24 protein-coding genes are annotated in these 19627 nt (G+C 67.7%); 23 read left to right on the forward strand and 1 reads right to left on the reverse strand.

Annotation, left to right across the window (positions count from 1 at the left end):
• Positions 1–39 precede the first annotated feature (39 nt).
• Genes fliD through HH212_RS02460 form a run of 11 tightly spaced genes read left to right on the forward strand, consistent with a single transcriptional unit; the run spans position 40 to position 8153 of the window.
• The gene (gene fliD / locus HH212_RS02410) at positions 40–1449 is read left to right on the forward strand and encodes a flagellar filament capping protein FliD (protein WP_169433928.1); all 1410 of its coding nucleotides are present in this window, start codon (positions 40–42) and stop codon (positions 1447–1449) included.
• Positions 1450–1468: 19 nt separating this feature from the next.
• Complete coding sequence (gene fliS, locus HH212_RS02415; protein ID WP_169433929.1) at positions 1469–1858, forward strand: flagellar export chaperone FliS; 390 nt, start codon at positions 1469–1471, stop codon at positions 1856–1858.
• On the forward strand, positions 1851–2228 hold the full coding sequence (locus HH212_RS02420) for a hypothetical protein (protein ID WP_229217531.1): 378 nt from the start codon (positions 1851–1853) through the stop codon (positions 2226–2228). The genes fliS and HH212_RS02420 overlap by 8 nt, the downstream gene beginning before the upstream one ends.
• A gap of 28 nt (positions 2229–2256) precedes the next feature.
• The gene (locus HH212_RS02425) at positions 2257–3558 is read left to right on the forward strand and encodes a flagellar hook-length control protein FliK (protein ID WP_169433930.1); all 1302 of its coding nucleotides are present in this window, start codon (positions 2257–2259) and stop codon (positions 3556–3558) included.
• 5 nt (positions 3559–3563) lie between these two features.
• A complete protein-coding gene (locus tag HH212_RS02430; protein ID WP_169433931.1) occupies positions 3564–4043 on the forward strand; it encodes a flagellar basal body-associated FliL family protein in 480 nt (159 codons plus the stop codon).
• Positions 4044–4068: 25 nt separating this feature from the next.
• Positions 4069–4809, forward strand: a complete 741-nt coding sequence (locus HH212_RS02435; RefSeq protein WP_229217532.1) for a FliA/WhiG family RNA polymerase sigma factor — start codon at positions 4069–4071, stop codon at positions 4807–4809.
• A gap of 18 nt (positions 4810–4827) precedes the next feature.
• Complete coding sequence (gene motA, locus HH212_RS02440) at positions 4828–5721, forward strand: flagellar motor stator protein MotA (protein WP_170205217.1); 894 nt, start codon at positions 4828–4830, stop codon at positions 5719–5721.
• A gap of 21 nt (positions 5722–5742) precedes the next feature.
• A complete protein-coding gene (locus tag HH212_RS02445; RefSeq protein ID WP_169433932.1) occupies positions 5743–6705 on the forward strand; it encodes a flagellar motor protein MotB in 963 nt (320 codons plus the stop codon).
• A 29-nt stretch (positions 6706–6734) separates the two neighbouring features.
• Entirely contained in the window at positions 6735–7013 is a 279-nt protein-coding gene (gene flgM / locus HH212_RS02450) for a flagellar biosynthesis anti-sigma factor FlgM (protein WP_169433933.1), read from the forward strand.
• Positions 7010–7438: a flagellar export chaperone FlgN gene (gene flgN / locus HH212_RS02455; RefSeq protein WP_169433934.1), complete on the forward strand. Its 429-nt coding sequence runs from the start codon at positions 7010–7012 to the stop codon at positions 7436–7438. The genes flgM and flgN overlap by 4 nt, the downstream gene beginning before the upstream one ends.
• Positions 7425–8153, forward strand: coding sequence for a glycoside hydrolase family 73 protein (locus HH212_RS02460; protein WP_169433935.1), 729 nt, complete (start codon positions 7425–7427; stop codon positions 8151–8153). Before flgN ends, HH212_RS02460 begins: the two co-directional genes overlap by 14 nt.
• 319 nt (positions 8154–8472) lie before the next feature.
• Here HH212_RS02460 and flgA read toward each other — a convergent pair whose 3' ends face one another.
• The gene (gene flgA / locus HH212_RS02465) at positions 8473–9294 is read right to left on the reverse strand and encodes a flagellar basal body P-ring formation chaperone FlgA (protein ID WP_229217533.1); all 822 of its coding nucleotides are present in this window, start codon (positions 9292–9294) and stop codon (positions 8473–8475) included.
• Here flgA and flgB point away from each other — a divergent pair.
• The 12 genes from flgB to HH212_RS02525 all read left to right on the forward strand — a co-directional run bounded on the left by flgB (position 9259) and on the right by HH212_RS02525 (position 19253).
• A complete protein-coding gene (flgB, locus tag HH212_RS02470) occupies positions 9259–9630 on the forward strand; it encodes a flagellar basal body rod protein FlgB (protein ID WP_169433936.1) in 372 nt (123 codons plus the stop codon). The genes flgA and flgB overlap by 36 nt on opposite strands.
• A gap of 23 nt (positions 9631–9653) precedes the next feature.
• On the forward strand, positions 9654–10058 hold the full coding sequence (gene flgC, locus HH212_RS02475; RefSeq protein ID WP_169433937.1) for a flagellar basal body rod protein FlgC: 405 nt from the start codon (positions 9654–9656) through the stop codon (positions 10056–10058).
• A 2-nt stretch (positions 10059–10060) separates the two neighbouring features.
• Positions 10061–10729, forward strand: coding sequence for a flagellar hook capping FlgD N-terminal domain-containing protein (locus HH212_RS02480; RefSeq protein WP_169433938.1), 669 nt, complete (start codon positions 10061–10063; stop codon positions 10727–10729).
• 44 nt (positions 10730–10773) lie between these two features.
• Positions 10774–11958, forward strand: a complete 1185-nt coding sequence (locus tag HH212_RS02485; RefSeq protein ID WP_169433939.1) for a flagellar hook protein FlgE — start codon at positions 10774–10776, stop codon at positions 11956–11958.
• A 16-nt stretch (positions 11959–11974) separates the two neighbouring features.
• Entirely contained in the window at positions 11975–12700 is a 726-nt protein-coding gene (locus HH212_RS02490; protein WP_169433940.1) for a flagellar basal body rod protein FlgF, read from the forward strand.
• A gap of 42 nt (positions 12701–12742) precedes the next feature.
• On the forward strand, positions 12743–13528 hold the full coding sequence (gene flgG, locus HH212_RS02495) for a flagellar basal-body rod protein FlgG (protein ID WP_211172443.1): 786 nt from the start codon (positions 12743–12745) through the stop codon (positions 13526–13528).
• 2 nt (positions 13529–13530) lie between these two features.
• Positions 13531–14199, forward strand: a complete 669-nt coding sequence (flgH, locus tag HH212_RS02500) for a flagellar basal body L-ring protein FlgH (RefSeq protein WP_169433941.1) — start codon at positions 13531–13533, stop codon at positions 14197–14199.
• A gap of 149 nt (positions 14200–14348) precedes the next feature.
• Positions 14349–15395, forward strand: a complete 1047-nt coding sequence (locus HH212_RS02505) for a flagellar basal body P-ring protein FlgI (RefSeq protein ID WP_229217709.1) — start codon at positions 14349–14351, stop codon at positions 15393–15395.
• A complete protein-coding gene (locus HH212_RS02510; protein WP_169433942.1) occupies positions 15395–15784 on the forward strand; it encodes a rod-binding protein in 390 nt (129 codons plus the stop codon). The genes HH212_RS02505 and HH212_RS02510 overlap by 1 nt, the downstream gene beginning before the upstream one ends.
• A gap of 69 nt (positions 15785–15853) precedes the next feature.
• Positions 15854–17224: a flagellar hook-associated protein FlgK gene (gene flgK / locus HH212_RS02515; RefSeq protein ID WP_169433943.1), complete on the forward strand. Its 1371-nt coding sequence runs from the start codon at positions 15854–15856 to the stop codon at positions 17222–17224.
• A 14-nt stretch (positions 17225–17238) separates the two neighbouring features.
• Complete coding sequence (gene flgL, locus HH212_RS02520; protein WP_169433944.1) at positions 17239–18150, forward strand: flagellar hook-associated protein FlgL; 912 nt, start codon at positions 17239–17241, stop codon at positions 18148–18150.
• The gene (locus HH212_RS02525) at positions 18150–19253 is read left to right on the forward strand and encodes a hypothetical protein (RefSeq protein ID WP_169433945.1); all 1104 of its coding nucleotides are present in this window, start codon (positions 18150–18152) and stop codon (positions 19251–19253) included. The genes flgL and HH212_RS02525 overlap by 1 nt, the downstream gene beginning before the upstream one ends.
• The last annotated feature ends 374 nt before the right edge of the window (positions 19254–19627 follow it).

A 19627-nucleotide genomic window follows, 5' to 3' on the forward strand; every position in this document is an offset into this window, starting at 1 on the left:
CAGCACCGCAGCGAACACATCGAACAACAGGAGCCCAGCATGACGAGCGCGATCACCGCCCCCACCTACGACCCGACCACCACCGCCACCGCGCTGGCGCAGAAGTACACGGCCAGCGCGCAGGAACGCATCACCAACGGCACCACGCAGGCCACCGCCACCACCAAGGCGCTGAGCACGCTGAGCTCGGCGATCTCGGCCTTCCAGAGCAGCCTGGCCAGCCTGGCCGGCCTGGGCAAGTCGGTGCTGTCGCAGAGCGCGACCCTGTCCGACACCACGGTCGGCAGCGCCAGCGCCAAGGCGAGCGCCAGCGCCGGCACCTACAGCCTGTTCGTGCAGCAGATCGCCACCGCCGGCCAGGTCTCGTACAACGGTTTGTCGGACGGCGCCGCGACCGGCGGCACGCTGAAGGTCAAATTGTCGGACGAGAGCAATGCCTCTGCCACCCCGGTCAGCTTCGACGTCGACCTGTCGGCCGCCAGCGCCGACACCGATGGCGACGGCAAGCTGAGCATCCGCGAACTGGCGTCCGCGATCAACCGCTCCAGCGGCAACACCGGCCTGGTGTCGGCCGGCGTGGTGACGATCGGCAGCGAGACCCGGCTGGTGCTGACCTCGCAGAACACCGGCGTGGCCAATACCATCTCGCTGGATCCGTCCGGCGTGGGCGACGCCACGCTGCAGTCCGGCCTGGGCAACCGCACCATGGTGACCGCGGCGCAGGACGCGGTGGTCCTGCTGGGCGGGAAGAGCGGCACGCCGATCCAGCAATCCTCGAACACCTTCACCAACATCGACGGCGTGAGCATGACGTTCACCCGCGCCCAGGCGGCCAGCGAAAACCCGTTCACGCTGACGGTGGCGAGCAACAGCAGCGGCACGGTGTCGAACATGCAGTCCTTCGTCGATGCCTACAACAAGCTGAAAAGCGCGATCGACACGCTGGTCGATCCGGGCGACACCACCGCCAGCAAGGCGGCCGGCGCCTTCGCCAACGATTCCGGCGTCAAGGCGCTGCAAAGCCGCCTGGTGTCGATGCTGCGCCCGTCCAGCGGCCTGTCGCTGGCCAGCTACGGCATCACCGCCAACCGCGACGGCACGCTGGCCCTGGACTCGACCCGCCTGACCAAGCAGCTGGCGGCCTCGCCCACCGGCCTGTCGGGCCTGATCGGCTCCGCCAGCACCAGCGCGCCGTCGGGCCTGGCCGGCTCGATGAATACGTACCTGAACCTGTGGAGCAACAGCACCAGCGGCCAGATCAAGCAGCGCACCGACGCCAACACCAAGGCGCAGACCGACCTGACCAAGCGCCAGAGCGACCTGGACACCCAGTACAACTCGGCCTATGCGCGCTACCTGAAACAATTTACCGACCTGCAGACGCTGCAATCGACCATGAACAGCAATGTCACCATGTTCGACGCGCTGTTCGGCAGCGACAAGTCCTGAGCACACCAGAGAGAACACGATGTCCTACCAAGAAGCCTACGCCAGCTATCACGCGACCAGCCTGGATGCGCAGACCTCGCGCGCATCGCCCATCGAACTGGTGCTGCTGCTCACCGACGGCCTGCTCGACGAACTGGCGCGCGCGCGCGCCCACATCGTCGGCAAGCGCTACGAGCAGCGCGCCGCCAGCATCAACAAATGCGTCGACATCATCAACGGCCTGTCGAGCTCGCTCGACTTCGACAGCGGCGGCCAAGTGGTCGGCAACCTGGCCAACCTGTACGAGTTCTGCGCCACCCACCTGCACGGCGCCGGCGTCAAGCAAGACCCGGCCATGGTCGACGAAGTCATCAAGATCATGACCACCATCCGCCAGGGCTGGGCCGGCGTGCAGGCGCGCAATGGATAAGCTCGCCGCCAGGCCGCAGGCGCCGCGCCAGGACGCCCGCCTCGACCGCCAGGCGCAGCTGGTGCGCATGGCAGAGACCCTGCAGGCCGCCACCGCGGCGGCCGACTGGGCGCAGCTGGGCGAACAGGTAAGCACGCTGGCGCCGCAATTGCGCGCGCTGGCCGCACGCGGCCCATGGAGCGCGGCCGAGCAAAGCGCCCTGCGCCGCCTGCGCGCGGCCCACGACGGCGCCCAGGCGGCCGCCGCGGCGGCGGCGAACGCGCTGGCCGTGCGCCTCGACGAACTGCGCGCCAACCGCGACGGCTGGTTCGCCTATGCGCTGCACGGCGACGCGCCTTCCGATGCCGGCGCCGGCATGACCCACGTTTAACGATCAAGGCAGCAAGCGAATGACCACGATGTCCACCCCAGTCACCCTGCCGGCGCAATCGACGCCGGCCCAGCCGGTCGATGCCGCCGCCCCGGTGCAGGCGGCGCAAGCCGCGCCCGCCGTCGGCCAGCAGGCCGGCAGCCCCCAGCCGTTCGCGCAACTGCTGGTGCAGCAGCTCGATGGCGACCAGCTGTCGAGCGACTTGCAGCAATTGAACAGCCTGCAACAGTTCATCGGCATGCCGTCGGCGCAGGCCACCGCGCAGGCCGCCGTGCCGGCCGCGCCGGTCGGCTCCGGCACGGCCCAGCCCGCGGCTGGCGACACCGACAAGGATGCCGCCGCCAGCGCCGCCGCTCCCCAGGACGGCGCGCTGCTGGCCGCCATGGCCATGCCGCTGATGCCGCTCACGCCGATGCAGATTGCGCAGGCGGTGCAAGCAGCCCAGGGCGGTGCGCCGCGCGGCGCGGATGGCGCCACTGCGGCCAGCGGCAATGCCGCCGTTGCAGGGTCGCAAACCCAGGCGCAGCCGGTCGGCGGCGCCGCCCAGGATGGCGCCCGCCGCGCCGACGCCGTCACGCTGCAGCCGGTGCAAGCCGCCGTGCAACTGGCGGTGCAGGCCGGCGCGCAGGCCACGCCGGCGCCGGTGCGGGCCGCGGCGCAAGCCGACCAGGCGCCGCAGGCGAGCGCCCAGGCCGCCCGCCAGGACGGCGCGGCGGTCCGCATGGCGCTGCAGGATGGCGCCCAGGGCGCCGCCGGCAACGGCGCGGCCGACGGCAGCGCCCAGGACGGCAGCGCCGAGCGCGGCAACGGCCAGCCGGCGGCAGCGCTGGCGGCCGGGGCGGCCGTGGCGGCGGCGCCCTCCTCATCCCAGCCGGCTGCGGACACCGTCAAGCTGGCCGGCCCGCCCACCGCCTGGCGCCAGAGCCTGCAGGAAGCGCTGGGCGAACGCCTGAACGTGCAGGTCGGGAAGAACGTCGAGCAGGCCGTGATCCGCCTCGAGCCGCCGCAGCTGGGCCGCATCGACATCGCCATCCGCCACAGCGCCGGCACGCTGGAAGTGAACATCTCGGCCACCAATGGCGAGGTGCTGCGCCAGCTGCAGACCGTCAGCGACAACCTGCGCAGCGATCTGTCGCAGCGCCAGTTCAGCGAAGTCGCGGTGACGGTGGCGCCGGCCCCGCGCGGCAATGGTGCGGCGCCGTTCGGCGACCCGCAGCAGGGCGGCCGCGGCCGCCAGCCGGGCCGCGACCAGGATGACCAGGAACCCGGCCGCGCACTGGCCGAGGCCAACAATTCCACGTCCGTGTTCTCGATTGCCGGACGCGAGTGAGACCCATGAGCAAAAAGAAAACGATCATTATCATCGCCGCCGCCGTGCTGGTCAGCGCGGGCGCGGCCGGCGGCGCGGTCTGGTGGTTCATGCCCAAGCCGGCCGCCAGCGCCGACGCCAAGGACAAGACCGCCAAGAAGGAAGCGGACAAGCCCAAGGAAGGCAAGCCGTCCAAATACGTCACGCTGGACAAGGTGATCGTGATGCTGCGGCGCGACCCCGGCGCCGCCGACACCCACTACCTGTCGACCGACCTGGTGCTGGCCACCAGCCCGAAGACGGAAAAGGAAACCAAGGAAAACCTGCCGCTGCTGCGCAGCCTGGCGGTGCGCACCCTCTCCGGCTACACGATGAGCCAGGCGTCCGCCATGTCGGTGGAGAAGTTCGCCGAAGAGCTGAACAAGTCCTTCGATGCCAACTACGAGCACGAGCACCAGGAAAAACCGTTCACCGAAGTCATGATCGGCAAGCTGATCATCGAATGACGGATCTTTGACAAGCGGGGATGACGTGGCCTATCAAGCCGACTATGCCGACGGTTACGCCGGCGCCGAATACGCCGACGCCGCCGTTCACGCGGCGATGAGCGCGCAGGACGAGGGGCGCCACCTGGTCGCCTATGCGCCGCTGGTCAAGCGCATCGCGCGCCAGCTGAATTCGCAGGTGACCGGCGCCATCGGGCGCGAGGACATGGAACAGATTGGCCTGATGGGCCTGCTGGAAGCGCTGCGCCGCTACGGCGAGCCGGACGCCGGCTTCGCCAGCTACGCCGGCCTGCGCGTGCGCGGCGCCATCCTGGACGAGCTGCGGCGCCAGGACTGGCGGCCACGTGCGGTGCGCCAGGACAGCCACAAGATGCGCGACGCCGTGCGCGCCCTGACCCGGCGCCTGGGGCGCGAGCCGAACGACAAGGAAGCGGCCGAGGCGCTCGGCGTCACGCAGGACGCGTGGCGCCAGTTCCTGCTGGACGACGTCGCCGAGGAACTGCTCAGCTTCGACGACATGCTGCAGGAATCGACCGAGCGCGCCGCCACCAGTCCCGGCCCGGAAGAACAGTACGCGCTGCGGCGCAGCCTGGAACAAGCGCTGGCCGCCCTCAACGAGCGCGAACAGCGCGTGGTGCAGATGATCTACGAGTTCGAACTCAGCTACAAGGAAATCGCGGCCGTGCTCGACCTGTCGGATGCGCGCGTGTGCCAGCTCAACAAGAGTGCGCTGGCCAAGATGAAAGCGGCGCTGGCACAGGCCTGAACGAGAAAAGGTAAAAGAATCATGCAGATCATAGGCATCCTCATCGTGCTCGGCGCCGTGTTCGGCGGCTTCGCCTTCATGGGCGGCACCTTCGGCGCCATCTGGCAGCCGATCGAACTGCTCATCATCGGCGGCTCCGCCGTCGGCGCCCTGGTGCTGGCCAACCCGAAGCACGTGCTGGTCGAGCTGCTCGGCCAGCTGAAGAAGGTGGCCGGCAAGAACAAGCACGATTCCGAATTCCAGCGCCAGCTGCTGCTGCTGATGTACGAACTGCTGCAGACCGCCGCCGGCGGCCTGAAGGCGCTCGACGCCCACGTCGAGGCGCCCAAGGAAAGCCCGATGTTCCAGCGCTACCCGCTGATTTTGCAGGAGCCGAAGCTGCTGGCGTTCATCGTCGACAATTTCCGCTTGATGGCGATGGGCAAGATCAACGCCCACGAACTGGAAGGCGTGCTGGAGCAGGAACTGGACGCCATCCACGAAGAGCTGACCCAGCCGTCGAAGTCGCTGCACAAGGTGGCCGAGGCGATGCCCGGCTTCGGCATCCTGGCCGCGGTGCTGGGCATCGTGCTGACCATGAACTCGGTCGGCGAAGGCGCCGACACCGCCGAGATCGCCGAACACATCGGCGCCGCCATGGTCGGCACTTTTGTGGGCATCTTCCTGTGCTACGGCGTGCTCGACCCGATCTCGGGCATGATGAAGCAGCTCGTCAATTCCGAAGCCTCGACCATGGAAACCGTGAAGGTGGTGCTGTGCACCCACGTGGCCGGCAAGCCGCCGCTCCTGGCGATCGACGCCGGCCGCCGCCTGATCCAGCTGAATACCAAGCCCAGCTTCGCCCAGCTGGAAACCTGGCTGAACGCCATGGGCGACGGCGAGGATGCCGGCGCCGCCAAGCGCAAGGCGTAATCTTTCGACCCGGAGCCAGCAGTGCAAGCGAACAAAAAAGGCGGCGACAAGCACCACCACGAAGAAACCATCGTCAAGCGCGGCGGCGGCAAGCACCACGACGACGAGCACGGCGGCGCCTGGAAGGTGGCCTTCGCCGACTTCTGCATGGCGCTGATGGCGCTGTTCCTGGTGCTGTGGCTGATCGCCGCGCGCGACGCCCAGACGGCCAAGAACATCGTGCGCGACAATGCCGCCAGCGGCCTGATCGAAGGCAGCGGCGGCAAGCCGGAAATCGCCGGCAACCAGAGCGGCAGCCTGATCGAACGCTTCCAGCTGCCGAAGAACAATGGCGGTACCGAAGGGCCGAATGCCGGCAGCAAGACCACCGTGCGCACCAAGTACGAGTCGGCCTCGGAACTGGCGGCCCTGGCGCACGCGCTGGAGCAGATGAGCGCCGATGCCGGCCTGTCGTCCAACCTGGCCACCGTGGTCACGCCGAACGGCTTGCGCGTGATGTTGCACGACACCGACCGGCAAGGCATGTTCGTGCGCGGCAGCCCGTCGCCGACCGGCCGCTTCCAGCGACTGTTGCGTGCGATGGGTCCTTTGTTCGAAAAAATGGAAAATCAGATGTTGATTGTAGGACATACTGATTCCTTGCAGTACACTATCAACGGTCCGAACGCGTACTCGAACTGGAGCCTGTCGACCCACCGCGCCCTGTCCGCGCGCGCTGAGCTCTTGATCGGCGGCATGCGCAAGGAAAGCGTGCTGCAGGTGATCGGCATGGCCGACCGCGCCCCGCTCGATACCGGCAAGCCGGATGCGCCGGCCAACCGCCGCATCGAGTTACTGATCCTGACCAGCGCGCAGGCCGCCAGCGTGGTGTCGATGTTCGGCACGCCCGGCCCGACCGAATCATTGAGCAAGGAAGCGTCGGTCAGCAAGCCGAACGACGAAGCGCTCAAGGAACTGCGCAGCCAATTGGCGAAAAAACCATGACGATCCAATCGAAATCCCGAGGAACACGCATGAAGATCTCCGGCGTCTCCACCTCTTCCGTCACAGCCAGCCCGGTGGCCGGCGGCGCTGCCGCAGCCGCGCCGGCGCCGGCGACGGTCGCCGCCGCCGCGGCGATGCCGCTGGAGTCGGCGATGCTGCAGCCGGCCCAGGGTGCGCTGCGCGCCCTGCCCGACTTCGACGCCGCGCGCGTGGCCGAGCTGCGCGACGCGCTGTCCAAGGGAGAATTGCCGTTCGACGCCAAGCGCCTGGCCGGCCTGATCCAGCAATTTCACGGAGTGACCCGATGAGCCGCATGACCCGCGACCAGGCCTTGAACCGCCTCGCAGACGACATCCAGGCCGACCTCGGCGCCTGCGGCACGATCCGCGACCTCCTGGAAAACCAGTTCCAGGCCGCGCTGCGCCATCGCGGCGACGAACTGGCTTCGCTCGGCGAGCAATTGATGCCGCAACTGGACGCCATGGAAGAGCGCCGCCGCCAGCGCGTGCAGCTGATCCGCGCCCTGTTCGGCACCGACGCCACGATGGACGATTTCTTCGCCAAACTGGACGCCGCCCGCCGCGCCAGCGCGCACGGCGCCTGGCGCCGCCTGGAGCAGCTGGTGCGCGAATGCAAGGAAGCCACCACGCGCAACGGCAACCTGATGGCGGAACAATTCTCGGTCATGCAGCGCCTGCTGCACGGCGAAAGCGACACCTATGCGCCACGCTGAATTCACGACCTCGATCCCGGCGCTGGCGGCCGCCACACCGACCGCCGCCACCCGCCCTGCCGCGGCGGTCGACGGTTCCACCGGCTTCGGGGGAACGTTCGGCCAGGTCCAGAACGAAGTCGCCGACTTCATCCAGAACGGCGACGCCGGCCTGTCCGGCAGCGCGCAATTGAGCGCCGAGGGCCGCATGTGGGCCGCGCGCAGCCAGCAGGCGGCCTCCGCCGCCGGCATCGTCGGCGATGCCGATGCTTCTCCCGACCAGCAATCGTTTTTGGACAGCATCGCGCCCTGGGCCAGGGAAGCGGCGAATAAGCTGGGGGTGGCGCCGGAACTGGTGTCGGCGCACGCCGCGCTGGAATCCGGCTGGGGCCAGCGCCCGTTGAAGAACAGCGACGGCAGCTCGACCAACAACCTGTTCGGCATCAAGGCCGGCAGCGCCTGGCACGGCGACGTGGCCGAATCGGCCACCACGGAATATGTCGGTGGCGCCGCCCTGAAGACCAGCGCCCGTTTCCGCTCCTACCCCGACCAGGCCAGCGCCTTCCGCGACTATGCGCAGATGCTGACCGATAACCCGCGCTTCCGCGGCGCCCTCGGCACCGGCAGCGACGCGCAAGCGTTCGCCGCCGGCCTGGCCAAGGGCGGGTATGCGACCGACCCGGCGTATGCGACCAAGCTGGCGCGGCTGGCCAGCAAGCTGCAGGGCGGCAGTTGATTCATCGTCCCGCTGCAGCGGCAACCCGTCGTCCCCGCGCAGGCGGGGACCCATACTGAGTGTCAAAAGTTGGTATTTTTGAAGCATCCTGGTTGCTTCTAGGTACCAAATTCTCTTGCTCAGCATGGAGGGGATAATGCCAGTGGCATTGTCCCCGCCTTCGCGGGGACGACGAGTTATTGGCTAGGAATGATTTTTACGTTACTGCTAGCAACAAAATCTGCTTAAGGCAGAGACAACGATCATCTTGGACAGCAGTGCGCCTTCGCGGGGAGTCGTTTCCGGCAATGCCGGGAACGACGCTAATGGATGGCGCTCCTCACCGCCCTGCCGGACTATCCACCGGCTCCACCGTCCCCTGTCCCGCCACCCGCATGCGCACGATCTGCCCGCTACCGGCGTTGCGCACCCGCACCACAGCGCCGCGCGCGCCGGCATCCAGGGCCTCGCCGGCGGTGCTGACTTCGATGCCGTCGCGGCGTGCGACCATCGCTACCGCGTCGCCGCGTTTGACCAAAATCGCGGAAGCGAGCTGTCCGGCACGCAAAATGTCTCCTGGGCGCAACATTCGGCGTGACATTTGTCCGACAGCATCTGCGGGCGTTGTGATCGGATCGGCAATGTTGGAAATATCACGGCGCTCGATCGTCACTTGTGCGTCCGTCAATGCTTCATTGGCAAGCACCGGTGCTGCGGCGACCGCCACCATGGCCGTCACGCGCGCCCGCACCACGTACTCGTAGCGCCATCCGGGCGTGTCCGGACAACGCGCCAGGAAGCGCATCCGCTGGGGAGAACGGGTATCGAGGGGTTCGATGGCGATATTTTGGGCGCACGGCGGCGCCGCGCGCGCGCTCACCACGGCGAGATCGAACTGCGGCTCGGACAAGCCGGACGCCGCCATCTGCCTTTCCAATTCGACACGTGCGGCTTGTTCGATTTGCACCGTTAACGGCGCTGCCGCCGCTTGCGCGAGGACAGGAAACAGCGCAAATGTAGAAACGACAAGGGTTGCCTTACAGAAAGCAATCATTAGAATAGCGTCAGCGAAAGAAAAAACGATTCTACCAATCACACTGGCTTCGAACGATGGAGGTTCCGCACCATGACGTTTAATTTCAAGGATGCCCTCGGCGTACACGCCGACGCACTGCAGGTGCGCGCCGATCGCACCAAGGTGCTGGCGGCAAACATTGCCAACGAAAGCACGCCCGGCTACACCGCACGCGACATCGACTTCGCGGCCGCGCTGCAACAGCACGTCGACAGCGAGTCGGGCGCCGGCGGGGCCGAGCTGAGCCTGGGCGACGGCGATCCGCTGTACCGCGTGCCCTACCACCCCAGCGTCGACGGCAACACCGTCGAGATCGGCGTGGAGCAAGCGGCGTTTTCGCAGAACGCATCCGACTTCCAGACCAGCCTGACCTTCGTCAACATGCAGTTGCGCGGCCTGGCCAAGGCCATCAACGGCCAATAAGCCTCACTTACCGGATCATCAGCATGGGTTTCAAGGACATTTCTCAGATCGCCGGTTCGGCGATGGCGGCGCAGTCGGTGCGCCTGAATACGATCGCCAGCAACCTGGCCAACGCCGACGCCGCGTCCGGCTCGGAAGCCGAAGCCTACCGCGCCCGCAAACCCGTGTTCGCCTCGGTGATGGGCAACGCGGCCGGCGGCGGCGTGCAGGTGCTCGACGTGGTCGAAAGCAGCGAGCCGCTGCGCCGCGCCCACGAACCGGACAATCCCAAGGCCGACGCCGAGGGCATGGTGTACTACACCAACGTCAACCAGGTGGCCGAGATGGCCGACATGATGTCCGCCTCGCGCGCCTTCGAGACCAACGTCGAGGTGCTGGGCCGGATCAAATCGATGCAGCAGTCGCTGCTGAAACTCGGAGAATCTTGAACATGGTGACCACGACCTCGACCTCGAACAGCCTCGCCGGCAATGCCACGACCACCGGCGGCAACGCCGTGGCGGCGCAAGCCACGACCAGCGAAAACCGCGACATGTTCACCAAGCTGCTGGTGGCGCAGATCCAGAACCAGGATCCGCTGCAGCCGCAGGATCCGACCACCTACGTCAACCAGCTGTCGCAGCTGTCCCAGACCGAAGCGCTGCAGAACCTGTCGCAGATGACCACCGCCAACGCCAGCGTGCTGCAGAGCCTGCAGACGCTGGCCATGGGTGGCCAGGTCGGCTCCGACGTCACCGTCAATACCGGCACGCTGCAGCTCGGCGACGAAAAGGTCAGCGGCAACGTCCAGCTGCTCGGCGCCAGCAGCGCCACCGACCTGGTGCTGACCGGCAGCGACGGCCGCCAGCATACGGTGGCACTGGGCGCGCACGGCTCCGGTTCGCTGCCGTTCACGCTCGACCCGAGCGCGCTGGGACTGGCGCCGGGCACGTATGCGATCCAGGCCAAGCCGGCCGACGGCAGCGCGCCGCAGATCGAGGTCTCGGCGCGCCTGAACAGCGTGCGCGTGACCAATGCCGGCGTGGTGCTGCAGGTGGCCAACGTGGGCGACGTCGCCACCTCGTCCATCACCGCATTCAACGGCAAGACCGGCGCCTGAGCGCCACGGCATCCGCCTCCGCACATCATTCATCAGGAATCGACATGAGCTTCGACATCGCACTGTCCGGCATCCAGGCCATCAACGAGCAACTGGAAACCGTCTCCAACAACATCGCCAACGCCGCCACCTACGGCTTCAAGGCCGGCCGCGCCAACTTCTCGTCGGTGTATGCCGGCACCAAGGCCAACGGCGTGGAAATCGGCTCGGTCACCCAGAACATCAGCCAGAACGGCAGCACCACCACCACCGGGCGCGCGCTCGACGCCGCCATCGACGGCCGCGGCTTCTTCGTCAGCCGCGACACGCAAGGCGGCCTGACCTACTCGCGCGTCGGCATCTTCTCGACCGACACCAAGGGCTTCCTGATCGACAGCAACGGCAAGAAGATCCAGGGCTACGGCCCGGCCAACGGCGGCGCCCTCGGCGCCATGGGCGACATCCAGGTGCCGACCGGCCAGATCCCGGCGGTGGCCACCACCGGCGTGGCCTATGTCGGCAACCTGTCGGCCGACGCCAAGGTCCACACCGGCACCTTCAGCGCCAGCGATTCCAGCACCTACGACACGGTCAAGCAATCGGTGGCCTACGATTCGCTCGGCAACCAGCACACCATCTCGGCCTACTACGTGCGCAGCGGCGACAACAGCGTCGACGTCTACTACGGCGTCGACAGCGCCGCCGCCGCCAAGGGCGCGACCCTGACCTTCAACACCGACGGCTCGCTCAAGAGCACCGCTCCGGCCGCCGTCAGCGTCGCCATCCCGGCCTCGAATGGCGCAGCGGCCGGCACGGTCGCCTTCACCTACACCGGCACCACGCTGTTCGCCGGCGATTCCACCACCACCACCAACCGCAGCGACGGCTACGCCTCCGGCGCCTTCGTCGGCGTGTCGATGTCGGCCGACGGCTCGCTGGTGGCCAAGTACAGCAACGACCAGTCGCAGGTGGTCGGCACCATCGCCATCGCCAGCTTCGCCAACGAAGGCGCCCTGACCTCGATCAGCGACACCAGCTGGAGCGCCAATGCGTCCTCCGGCGCGGCGCTATACAACACCCCGGGCGTCGGCCTGGCGGGCAAGCTGTCCACCGGCGCGCTGGAAGGCTCGAACGTCGACATCACCTCGGAGCTGGTCGGCCTGATGACCTCGCAGCGCAACTACCAGGCCAACTCCAAGGTGCTCACCACCGAAAGCCAGATGATGCAGGCCCTGATGCAGGCCCTGTAAAAGGAAGCGCACCGCCATGGATAAACTGATCTTCACCGCCGTCTCCGGCGCCGACCGCCTGATGCGCGCCCAGCAGGTCCACGCCAACAACCTGGCCAACCTGGACACCGCGGGCTTCCGCGCCAGCATGGAAGTGAGCAGCAGCCAGCAGGTCAACGCCTACGGCTACGACGACCGCCACATGTCGACCATGCAGGCCGACACCGTCTCGAGCCGCGCCGGCGCGGTGCGCGAGACCGGCCGCCCGCTCGACGTGGCGATCGGCGGCCAGGGCTACCTGGCGGTGCAGTACGGCGACGGCGAAGCGTACACGCGCTCGGGCGAGATCGACATCGGCGCCGACGGCGCACTGTCGGTGCACGGCCGCCCGCTGCTGGGCGAAGGCGGCCCGATCACGCTGCCGCCGCACACCGCGGTGGAGATCGGCACCGACGGCACCGTTTCGGTGCTGACCGAAGGCGCGACCCAGATGCAGGTGGTCGACAAGCTGAAACTGGTGAACGCCGAAGGCGCCGAACTGACCAAGAACGAGGCCGGCCTGATCGTGCCGCGCAACGGCGGCGACCTGGCCGCCGACCCGGCGGTGAAGGTGCGCCCGCGCGCGCTGGAAGGCAGCAACGTGTCGGCGGTCGAGGAAATGGTCGCCACCATGAGCCTGAACCGCAGCTTCGAACTGCAGATGCGCCTGTTCAAGGCCAGCGACAGCATGAACGAATCGGGCAACCGCCTGCTCGGCGCCTGACGCCGCGTACATCGCCCTTAACGAATCGAGAGAGAAGAGACCATGAATCCAGCAATGTGGATCAGCAAGACCGGCGTGCAGGCCCAGGATGCGAAGCTGCAGGCCATCGCCAACAACCTGGCCAACGTGAACACGGTCGGCTTCAAGCGCGACCGCGTGGTGTTCGAAGACCTGTTCTACCAGGTCGACAAGCAGCCGGGCGCGCAGACCGCCGACAACACCGTCACCAACGGCGTCCAGCTCGGCAACGGCACCCACATCGTCGGCACCCAGAAGGTGTTCACCAACGGCAGCTTGCAGACCACCAGCCAGCCGCTCGACGTGGCCATCTCCGGCAACGGCTTCCTGCAAGTGCGCCGTCCGGACGGCCAGCCGGCCTTCACCCGTGCCGGCCAGCTGCAGGTCGATGCCAACGGCGTGCTGGTCAACGCCCAGGGCTTGCCGCTGGTGCCGCAGATCACGGTGCCGAATAACGCGCTGTCGCTCACCATCGGCGAGAACGGCATGGTCAGCGCCACCATCCCGGGCAACGCCACGCCGACCGAACTGGGCCAGCTGACCCTGACCACCTTCGTCAATCCGGCCGGCCTGCAGGCGCTGGGCGAAAACCTGTTCCAGGAAACCGCCGCCAGCGGCACCCCGAACGAAGGCAAGCCGGGCGATTCCGCCTTCGGCAAACTGAAACAGGGCGCGCTGGAAGGCTCGAACGTGCAGGTGGTCGAGGAGATGGTCGACATGATCGCGGCCCAGCGTACCTACGAGATGAACACCAAGGTACTGTCGGCCGCCGACAACATGCTGCAGTACCTGTCGCAGGCGGCGCGCTGAGCATGCGCGGCCTCGCCCTCACCCTGTGCGCGACGGCGGCGCTGCTGCTGGGCGGCTGCGCCGCGCGCGTGCCGCTGGCCAAGCCGGCGCCGGTCGACGACGCGCTGGCCCTGCCCAAGACCCAGCCGACGCGCGCCGGCATGTCGGGCGGCGTGTTCTCGTCCGACACCGTGTCGCTGACCTCGGACGCGCGCGCCTTCCGCGTCGGCGACGTGGTCACCGTGTTGCTGCAGGAAACCACGCAGGCCAGCAAGAAGGCCGGCACCAGCTTCAGCAAGGGTTCCTCGGCCTCGGTCACGCCGCTCAATGCGCTCGGCAAGACCTTCGGCCGTACCGGCATCGACATCGCCGCCGACCGCAGCTTCCAGGGCGACGCCACCAGCACCCAGCAGAACGCGCTGTCCGGCGCGGTGACCGTGCTGGTGCAGGAAGTGCTGCCCAACGGCCTGCTGCGCGTGGCCGGCGAAAAGCGCCTGCAGCTGAACCAGGGCGAGGAATTCCTGCGCCTGAAGGGTTACCTGCGCGCCGCCGACATCGACGCCGACAACCAGGTCTCGTCGCTGCGCGTGGCCAACGCCCGCATCGCCTTTTCCGGCCAGGGCACCCTGGCCGACGCCAATACCCCCGGCTGGCTGACCCGCTTCTTCACCGGCCCCCTGATGCCGTTCTGAGAATATCCATGATCCGATTCCCTGGCGCCGGCCTGTCGGCGCGCATCGCTTCCCTGGCCGTGCTGGCCGCCATGTCGTTCGGCGCCCTGGCCGCGCCCTCCGTCCCGGCGACGTCGGCGGCAGCTTCCGCGCTGGCGAATGCCACCGCCATGCCGCGCACCCAGCCGCTGCGCAACCTGGTCAGCGTCGAAGGCGTGCGCGAGAATCCGCTGATCGGCTACGGCCTGGTGGTCGGCCTGAACGGCAGCGGCGACTCGACCCAGGTCAAGTATTCGAGCCAGTCGGTCACCAACATGCTCAAGCAGTTCGGCGTGCGCCTGCCGGACGGCGAGGAAGCCAAGAACAAGAACGTGGCCGCGGTGATGGTCTCGGCCGTGTTCCCGCCGGGCTACCGGCGCGGCCAGGCCATCGACGTCACCGTGTCCTCGCTGGGCGACGCCAAGAGCCTGCGCGGCGGCACCCTGCTGCTGACCCAGCTGCGCGCGGCCGACAACGAAGTCTATGCGCTGGCCCAGGGCAACATGGTGGTCGGCGGCCTGACCGCGTCCGGCAAGAGCGGCTCCTCGGTGACGGTGAACACCCCGACCGGCGGCCGCATCCCCAACGGCGCCATGATCGAGCGCGAGATCGCCACCGACTTCTCCACCCGCCCGCAAGTGCTGCTGCGCCTGCGCCATCCGAACTTCGACACCGCCACCAACGTGGTCAACGCGATCAACCGTCGCTTCGGCGAGGTCGCCACCACCGCCGACGGCACCAGCGTCGAAGTGGTGGCGCCGGCCAATCCGACCGAGCGCGTCGCCTTTGTCGCCAAGCTGGAAAACATGGTGGTGGAAGCCGGCGCCGAAACGCCGCGCGTGGTGTTCAACTCGCGCACCGGCACCGTGGTGATCTCGGACGGCTTGCGCGTGAAATCGGCGGCCGTCACCCACGGCGCCCTGAAGGTGGTGATCTCGGAAAGCGCCGCGGTCAGCCAGCCGGGCCCGTTCTCCAAGGGCCAGACCGCGGTCACGCCGCAATCCAAGGTGTCGGTGGACCAGGGCTCGGGCCAGATGTTCCACTGGCCGCCGGGCGCGCGCCTGCAGACCATCATCGACGTGGTCAACAGCCTGGGCGCCTCGCCCGACGACATCATGGCGATCCTGCAGGCGCTCGACCAGGCCGGCGCGATCGAAGGCGAACTGGTGGTGATCTGATGGCCAACGATTTCACGCACCTGAACGCCGCTGCCCTCAAGCCGCTGCATCCCGAGCGGGCGGACGCCAAGGACCCGGTGGCGCCGGCCACCGATGCCGCCGCCAGCGCCGCCGGCGCCGCTCCTTCCGTCGATCCCGCCTACGCGGCGAAAGCCACCAAGGCCGCGGTCGAGTTCGAGAGCTTCTTCATCTCGCACATGCTGCACCAGATGCGCGAGAGTACGCGCACCATCGCGCCCGACGACAGCCCGTCCAAGGACCGCACCAACCAGGACATGACCGACATGGTCGACAACATGCTGGCCGGGAACTTGGCGAACCAGCGCGCCTTCGGTGTCGCCGACGCCATCCTGAAACAATTATTGCCGCCGCTTAATAAAACGGAATAAACGGTCGCCTGTCATTACCAGGGCCGCAGCAAACGTCCCGCCGATCCCGCAACCCCAACGACCCGCACCATGAGCATCCTGAACAACGCGCTGTCCGGAGCGCTCGCTTCGCAACTGGCCCTGTCGGCAAGCAGCCAGAACATCGCCAACCTGCAGACCAAGGGCTACACCCGCCAGTCGGCGGTGCTGTCCGCGGCCGCGCCCTCGGCCGGCTCGAACGGGGCCGGCAACGGCGTGCGCGTGACTTCGCTGCTGCGCTTTTCCGACAGCTACAAGACCCAGCAGCTGTGGCGCACCAACTCCGACGTCGGCGCGCGTTCCCAGACCCAGCCTTACATGACGCAGCTGGAACAGGTGATGGGCGACGACGACACCAACCTGTCGAGCGGCGTCGACAAGTTCTTCGCCGCGCTGAACGCGGTCGCCGGCGTCGACCCGACCTCGACCCCGCTGCGCCAGCAGGTCGTCACCGCCGGCAGCCTGCTGGCCCAGCGCGTCAACAGCCTGAACAACGTGTTCAGCGCCCAGCTGCAATCGGTGAACCAGCAACGCAGCGCCATCGTCGACTCGGCCAATGCCTCGATCGCCTCGATCGCCTCGCTGAACACGCAGATCGCCGCCGCCAACGCCGCCGGCAGCAACGCTTCGTCGCTGATCGATGCGCGCGACCAGGCGGTCGACAGCCTGGCCGGCCAGATGGCGCTGGAAGTCACCGAGCAGCCGAACGGCGCCCTCAACGTTTCCCTCAAGACCGGCCAGTCGCTGGTGCTCGGTGGCGTGGCCGGCAAGCTGGCCGTGAACGGCGGCGACAATCAGAGCTTCAGCCTGTCGTTCGCCGGCACCGGCTTCGACCTCGATACCGGCAAGATCGGCGGCCAGCTGGGCGGCCTGTCGAGCTACCTGCAGGACACCCTGAAGCCGCTGCAGCAGGGCGTGGCCGACATCGCCAAGCAGGTGGCCGACAAGGTCAACACCCAGCTGCAGGGCGGCTACGCCATGGACGGCAGCGCCGGCAAGCCGATGTTCGTGTTCAACGCCGGCAGCACCTCGAACATGCTGCAGGTGGCCGACGGCTTCCAGACCGCGGACCTGGCCTTTTCCGGCGACGGCACTGCAGGCGATACCGGCAACCTGCAAAAGCTGGTGAACATCAAGAACCAGTCGATCACCGTCACCGGCCTGGGCAGCGTGCTGGTGAGCGATGCCGACACCCAGCTGGTCGGCAAGCTGGCCGTGGACAGCCAGCAGAACCAGGCCGCGCTGACCACCGCGCAATCCACGCGCGACCACGCCACCGACGACTGGCAATCGACCAGCGGCGTCAACCAGGACGAGGAAGCGGTCAACCTGGTCGAATACCAGAACATGTACCAGGCCAACATGAAGGTGATGTCGGTCGCCAATGCGCTGTTCGACGCCACCCTGGCGATGATGGGTTAAGAGGGAGAACGAGGATGCGAATCGCGACCAGCCAGTACCAGGCGATGATGAACCAGTCGCTTCAGAAGAACCAGGAGCGCATCACCGCCGTCACCCAGCAGATGGCCGACGGCAACCGTATCCAGAAGCCGTCGGACGATCCGGTCGACAGCGTGCGCCTGTCGCGCCTGAAGCGCGAGGAAGCCGGCATCGCGCAATACCGCGCCAACATCGCCGCCGTGCAGCAGCGCATGACCAAGAACGAAGGCTACCTGCAGAACATGGTGGGCGACCTGAACTCCGGCCGCGACATGCTGGTGTGGGCGGCGGACGGCTCGAATACGCCGAGCGACCTGAATTCGATGGTGACCTCGCTGTCTGCGCTGCGCGACAGCCTGGTCTACACCGGCAATTCGATCGACCAGGAAGGCCGGTATATCTTTTCCGGCACCGCGACCGGCCAGGCGCCGATCGCCTACGACGCCACCAAGGCCCTCGGTTCGCGCTACAGCTACGCCGGCAACACCAACGACCAGACCGTCGTGGTGGGCAACGGCGTCACCCAGGCCGCCAACCAGAACGTCAAGGGCATGGAAGACCTGCTCAACCAGCTCGACCAGACCATCGCCACCCTGTCGGCGCCGGGCGCCAACGCCAACGACCCGGCGGTGCGCGGCGTGGTCGCCAACGGCCTGGGCAGCTTCGACAAGGCCATCGACCTGTTGTCCGGCAAGGTCGCCATGCTGGGCGGCCAGCAGAACATCCTCAAGACGATCGACGCCAACCACGCCAACGTCAGCCTGTCCAACCAGAGCGCGATCAACGACATCGGCCAGCTCGACGTCGGCGCCGCGGCGATCGAATTGAACGGCTACCAGACGGCGCTGCAGGCCAGTTATAAAGCCTACAGCAAGATCGGCAACCTGTCCCTGTTCGCGGCGCTCTGATGGCGATCGATACCGCACTCCGTTCTAGCGCAGGCAATGCGCTCGGCTCGGCGACGAGCCGTACCGGCGGCGCCGGCGCACTGGTGCCGGCGCGCGCCCTCGACCGCATCGACAGTGGCAAGACCGATGCCGCCGCCGCGTCGCCCCCGGCGCCGCTGCGCAGCAACGCCGGCGCCGCCGCCATCGGCAGCGCCCTGCAGGACGGCGTGGCGCGCGCCCAGCAGGCGCTCGACTACCTCGAACGCGTCGCCGGCCAGCTCGAAAACCTGAAGGGCGAGATCAGCGCCAAGCTGTCGGCCAACAGCCGCGGCGGCCAGCGCAGCGCCAAGGCCACCTTGCCGTCGACGTCCCAAAGCGGCAGCGCACAGCAGCTCGATGCGCAGGTGCGCCAGCTGACCGCGGTGCTGGCCGCGCGCAAGAGCAGCGCCGGCGGCAGCGTCGACGCCAACCTGGAGTTCACCAGCGCGCCGTCGACCCAGCGCTTCCGCATCCGCGTGCTGGATCTCGACACGCTGCAGCAGAACGCACCGCAGACGCTGGCATTCTCGGTCGGCGGCGTCGGCGGCCCGCAGATGGCGGCCACCGTCACGGCCGACCAGTCGTCGGAAGAAGCCGCGCGCGCCATCGACCGTGCGCTGGCGCCGCTGGGCGTACGCGCCGGCGTCGACAGCCAGGGCCTGGTGTTCTCCACGGCGGAAGCGAATTGGCCGGCGGTCAAGGACAGCATCGCGGTCAGCGGCCGCGGCCGCGTGGCCACCGAGGAGGTGGCGCCGGCGCTGGCGCCGCAGCAATGGGGAATCGGCAGCGGCAACGGCGCCACCACCACCACGGCCGGCAACGCCGACGCGCTGCGCCAGAGCCTGCGCGAAGTGGTGCAGGCGCTGGAACGCGTGCGCCGCTCGCAGGACGCCGCCAGCACCGCGCTGTCCACCGCCAGCGACCAGGTCACCGCGGCCGCTACCCCGCCGCCCGACGTCGACCTGGCCGCCGACGAATTCGCCAGCGCGGCCGCCAACACCAACTACGACTCGCTGCTGGCGCTGACCTCGGCGCTGGTCGGCGTCAGCCGCGAACGCGTGCTTGCGCTACTGGGCTTGCGCTGAGACCGCGTGATCGCTTCATACCGGGCCGCCCAAGGGCGGCTTTTTCATTTGCGGCGCCACCCTGCGCAGCCCCACCACCATCGTCCCCGCGCAGGCGCACTGCTGTCCAAGACGATCGTTGTCTCTGCCTTAAGCAGTTTTTGTTGCTAGCAGTAACGTAAAAATCATTCATAGCCAATAACTCGTCGTTCCCGGCACTGCCGAGAACGACTCCCCGCGAAGGCGGGGATAATGCCACTGGCATTATCCCCTCCATACTGAGCAAGAAAATTTGGTAGCCGGAAGCAATCAGAATGCTTCAAAAATACCAACTTTTGACACTCAGTATGGGTCCCCGCCTTCGCGGGGACGACGGTTTTTTAGGCCAGCAATAC

Origin of the sequence: Massilia forsythiae (assembly GCF_012849555.1) — a bacterium.
GTDB lineage: Bacteria > Pseudomonadota > Gammaproteobacteria > Burkholderiales > Burkholderiaceae_D > Telluria > Telluria forsythiae.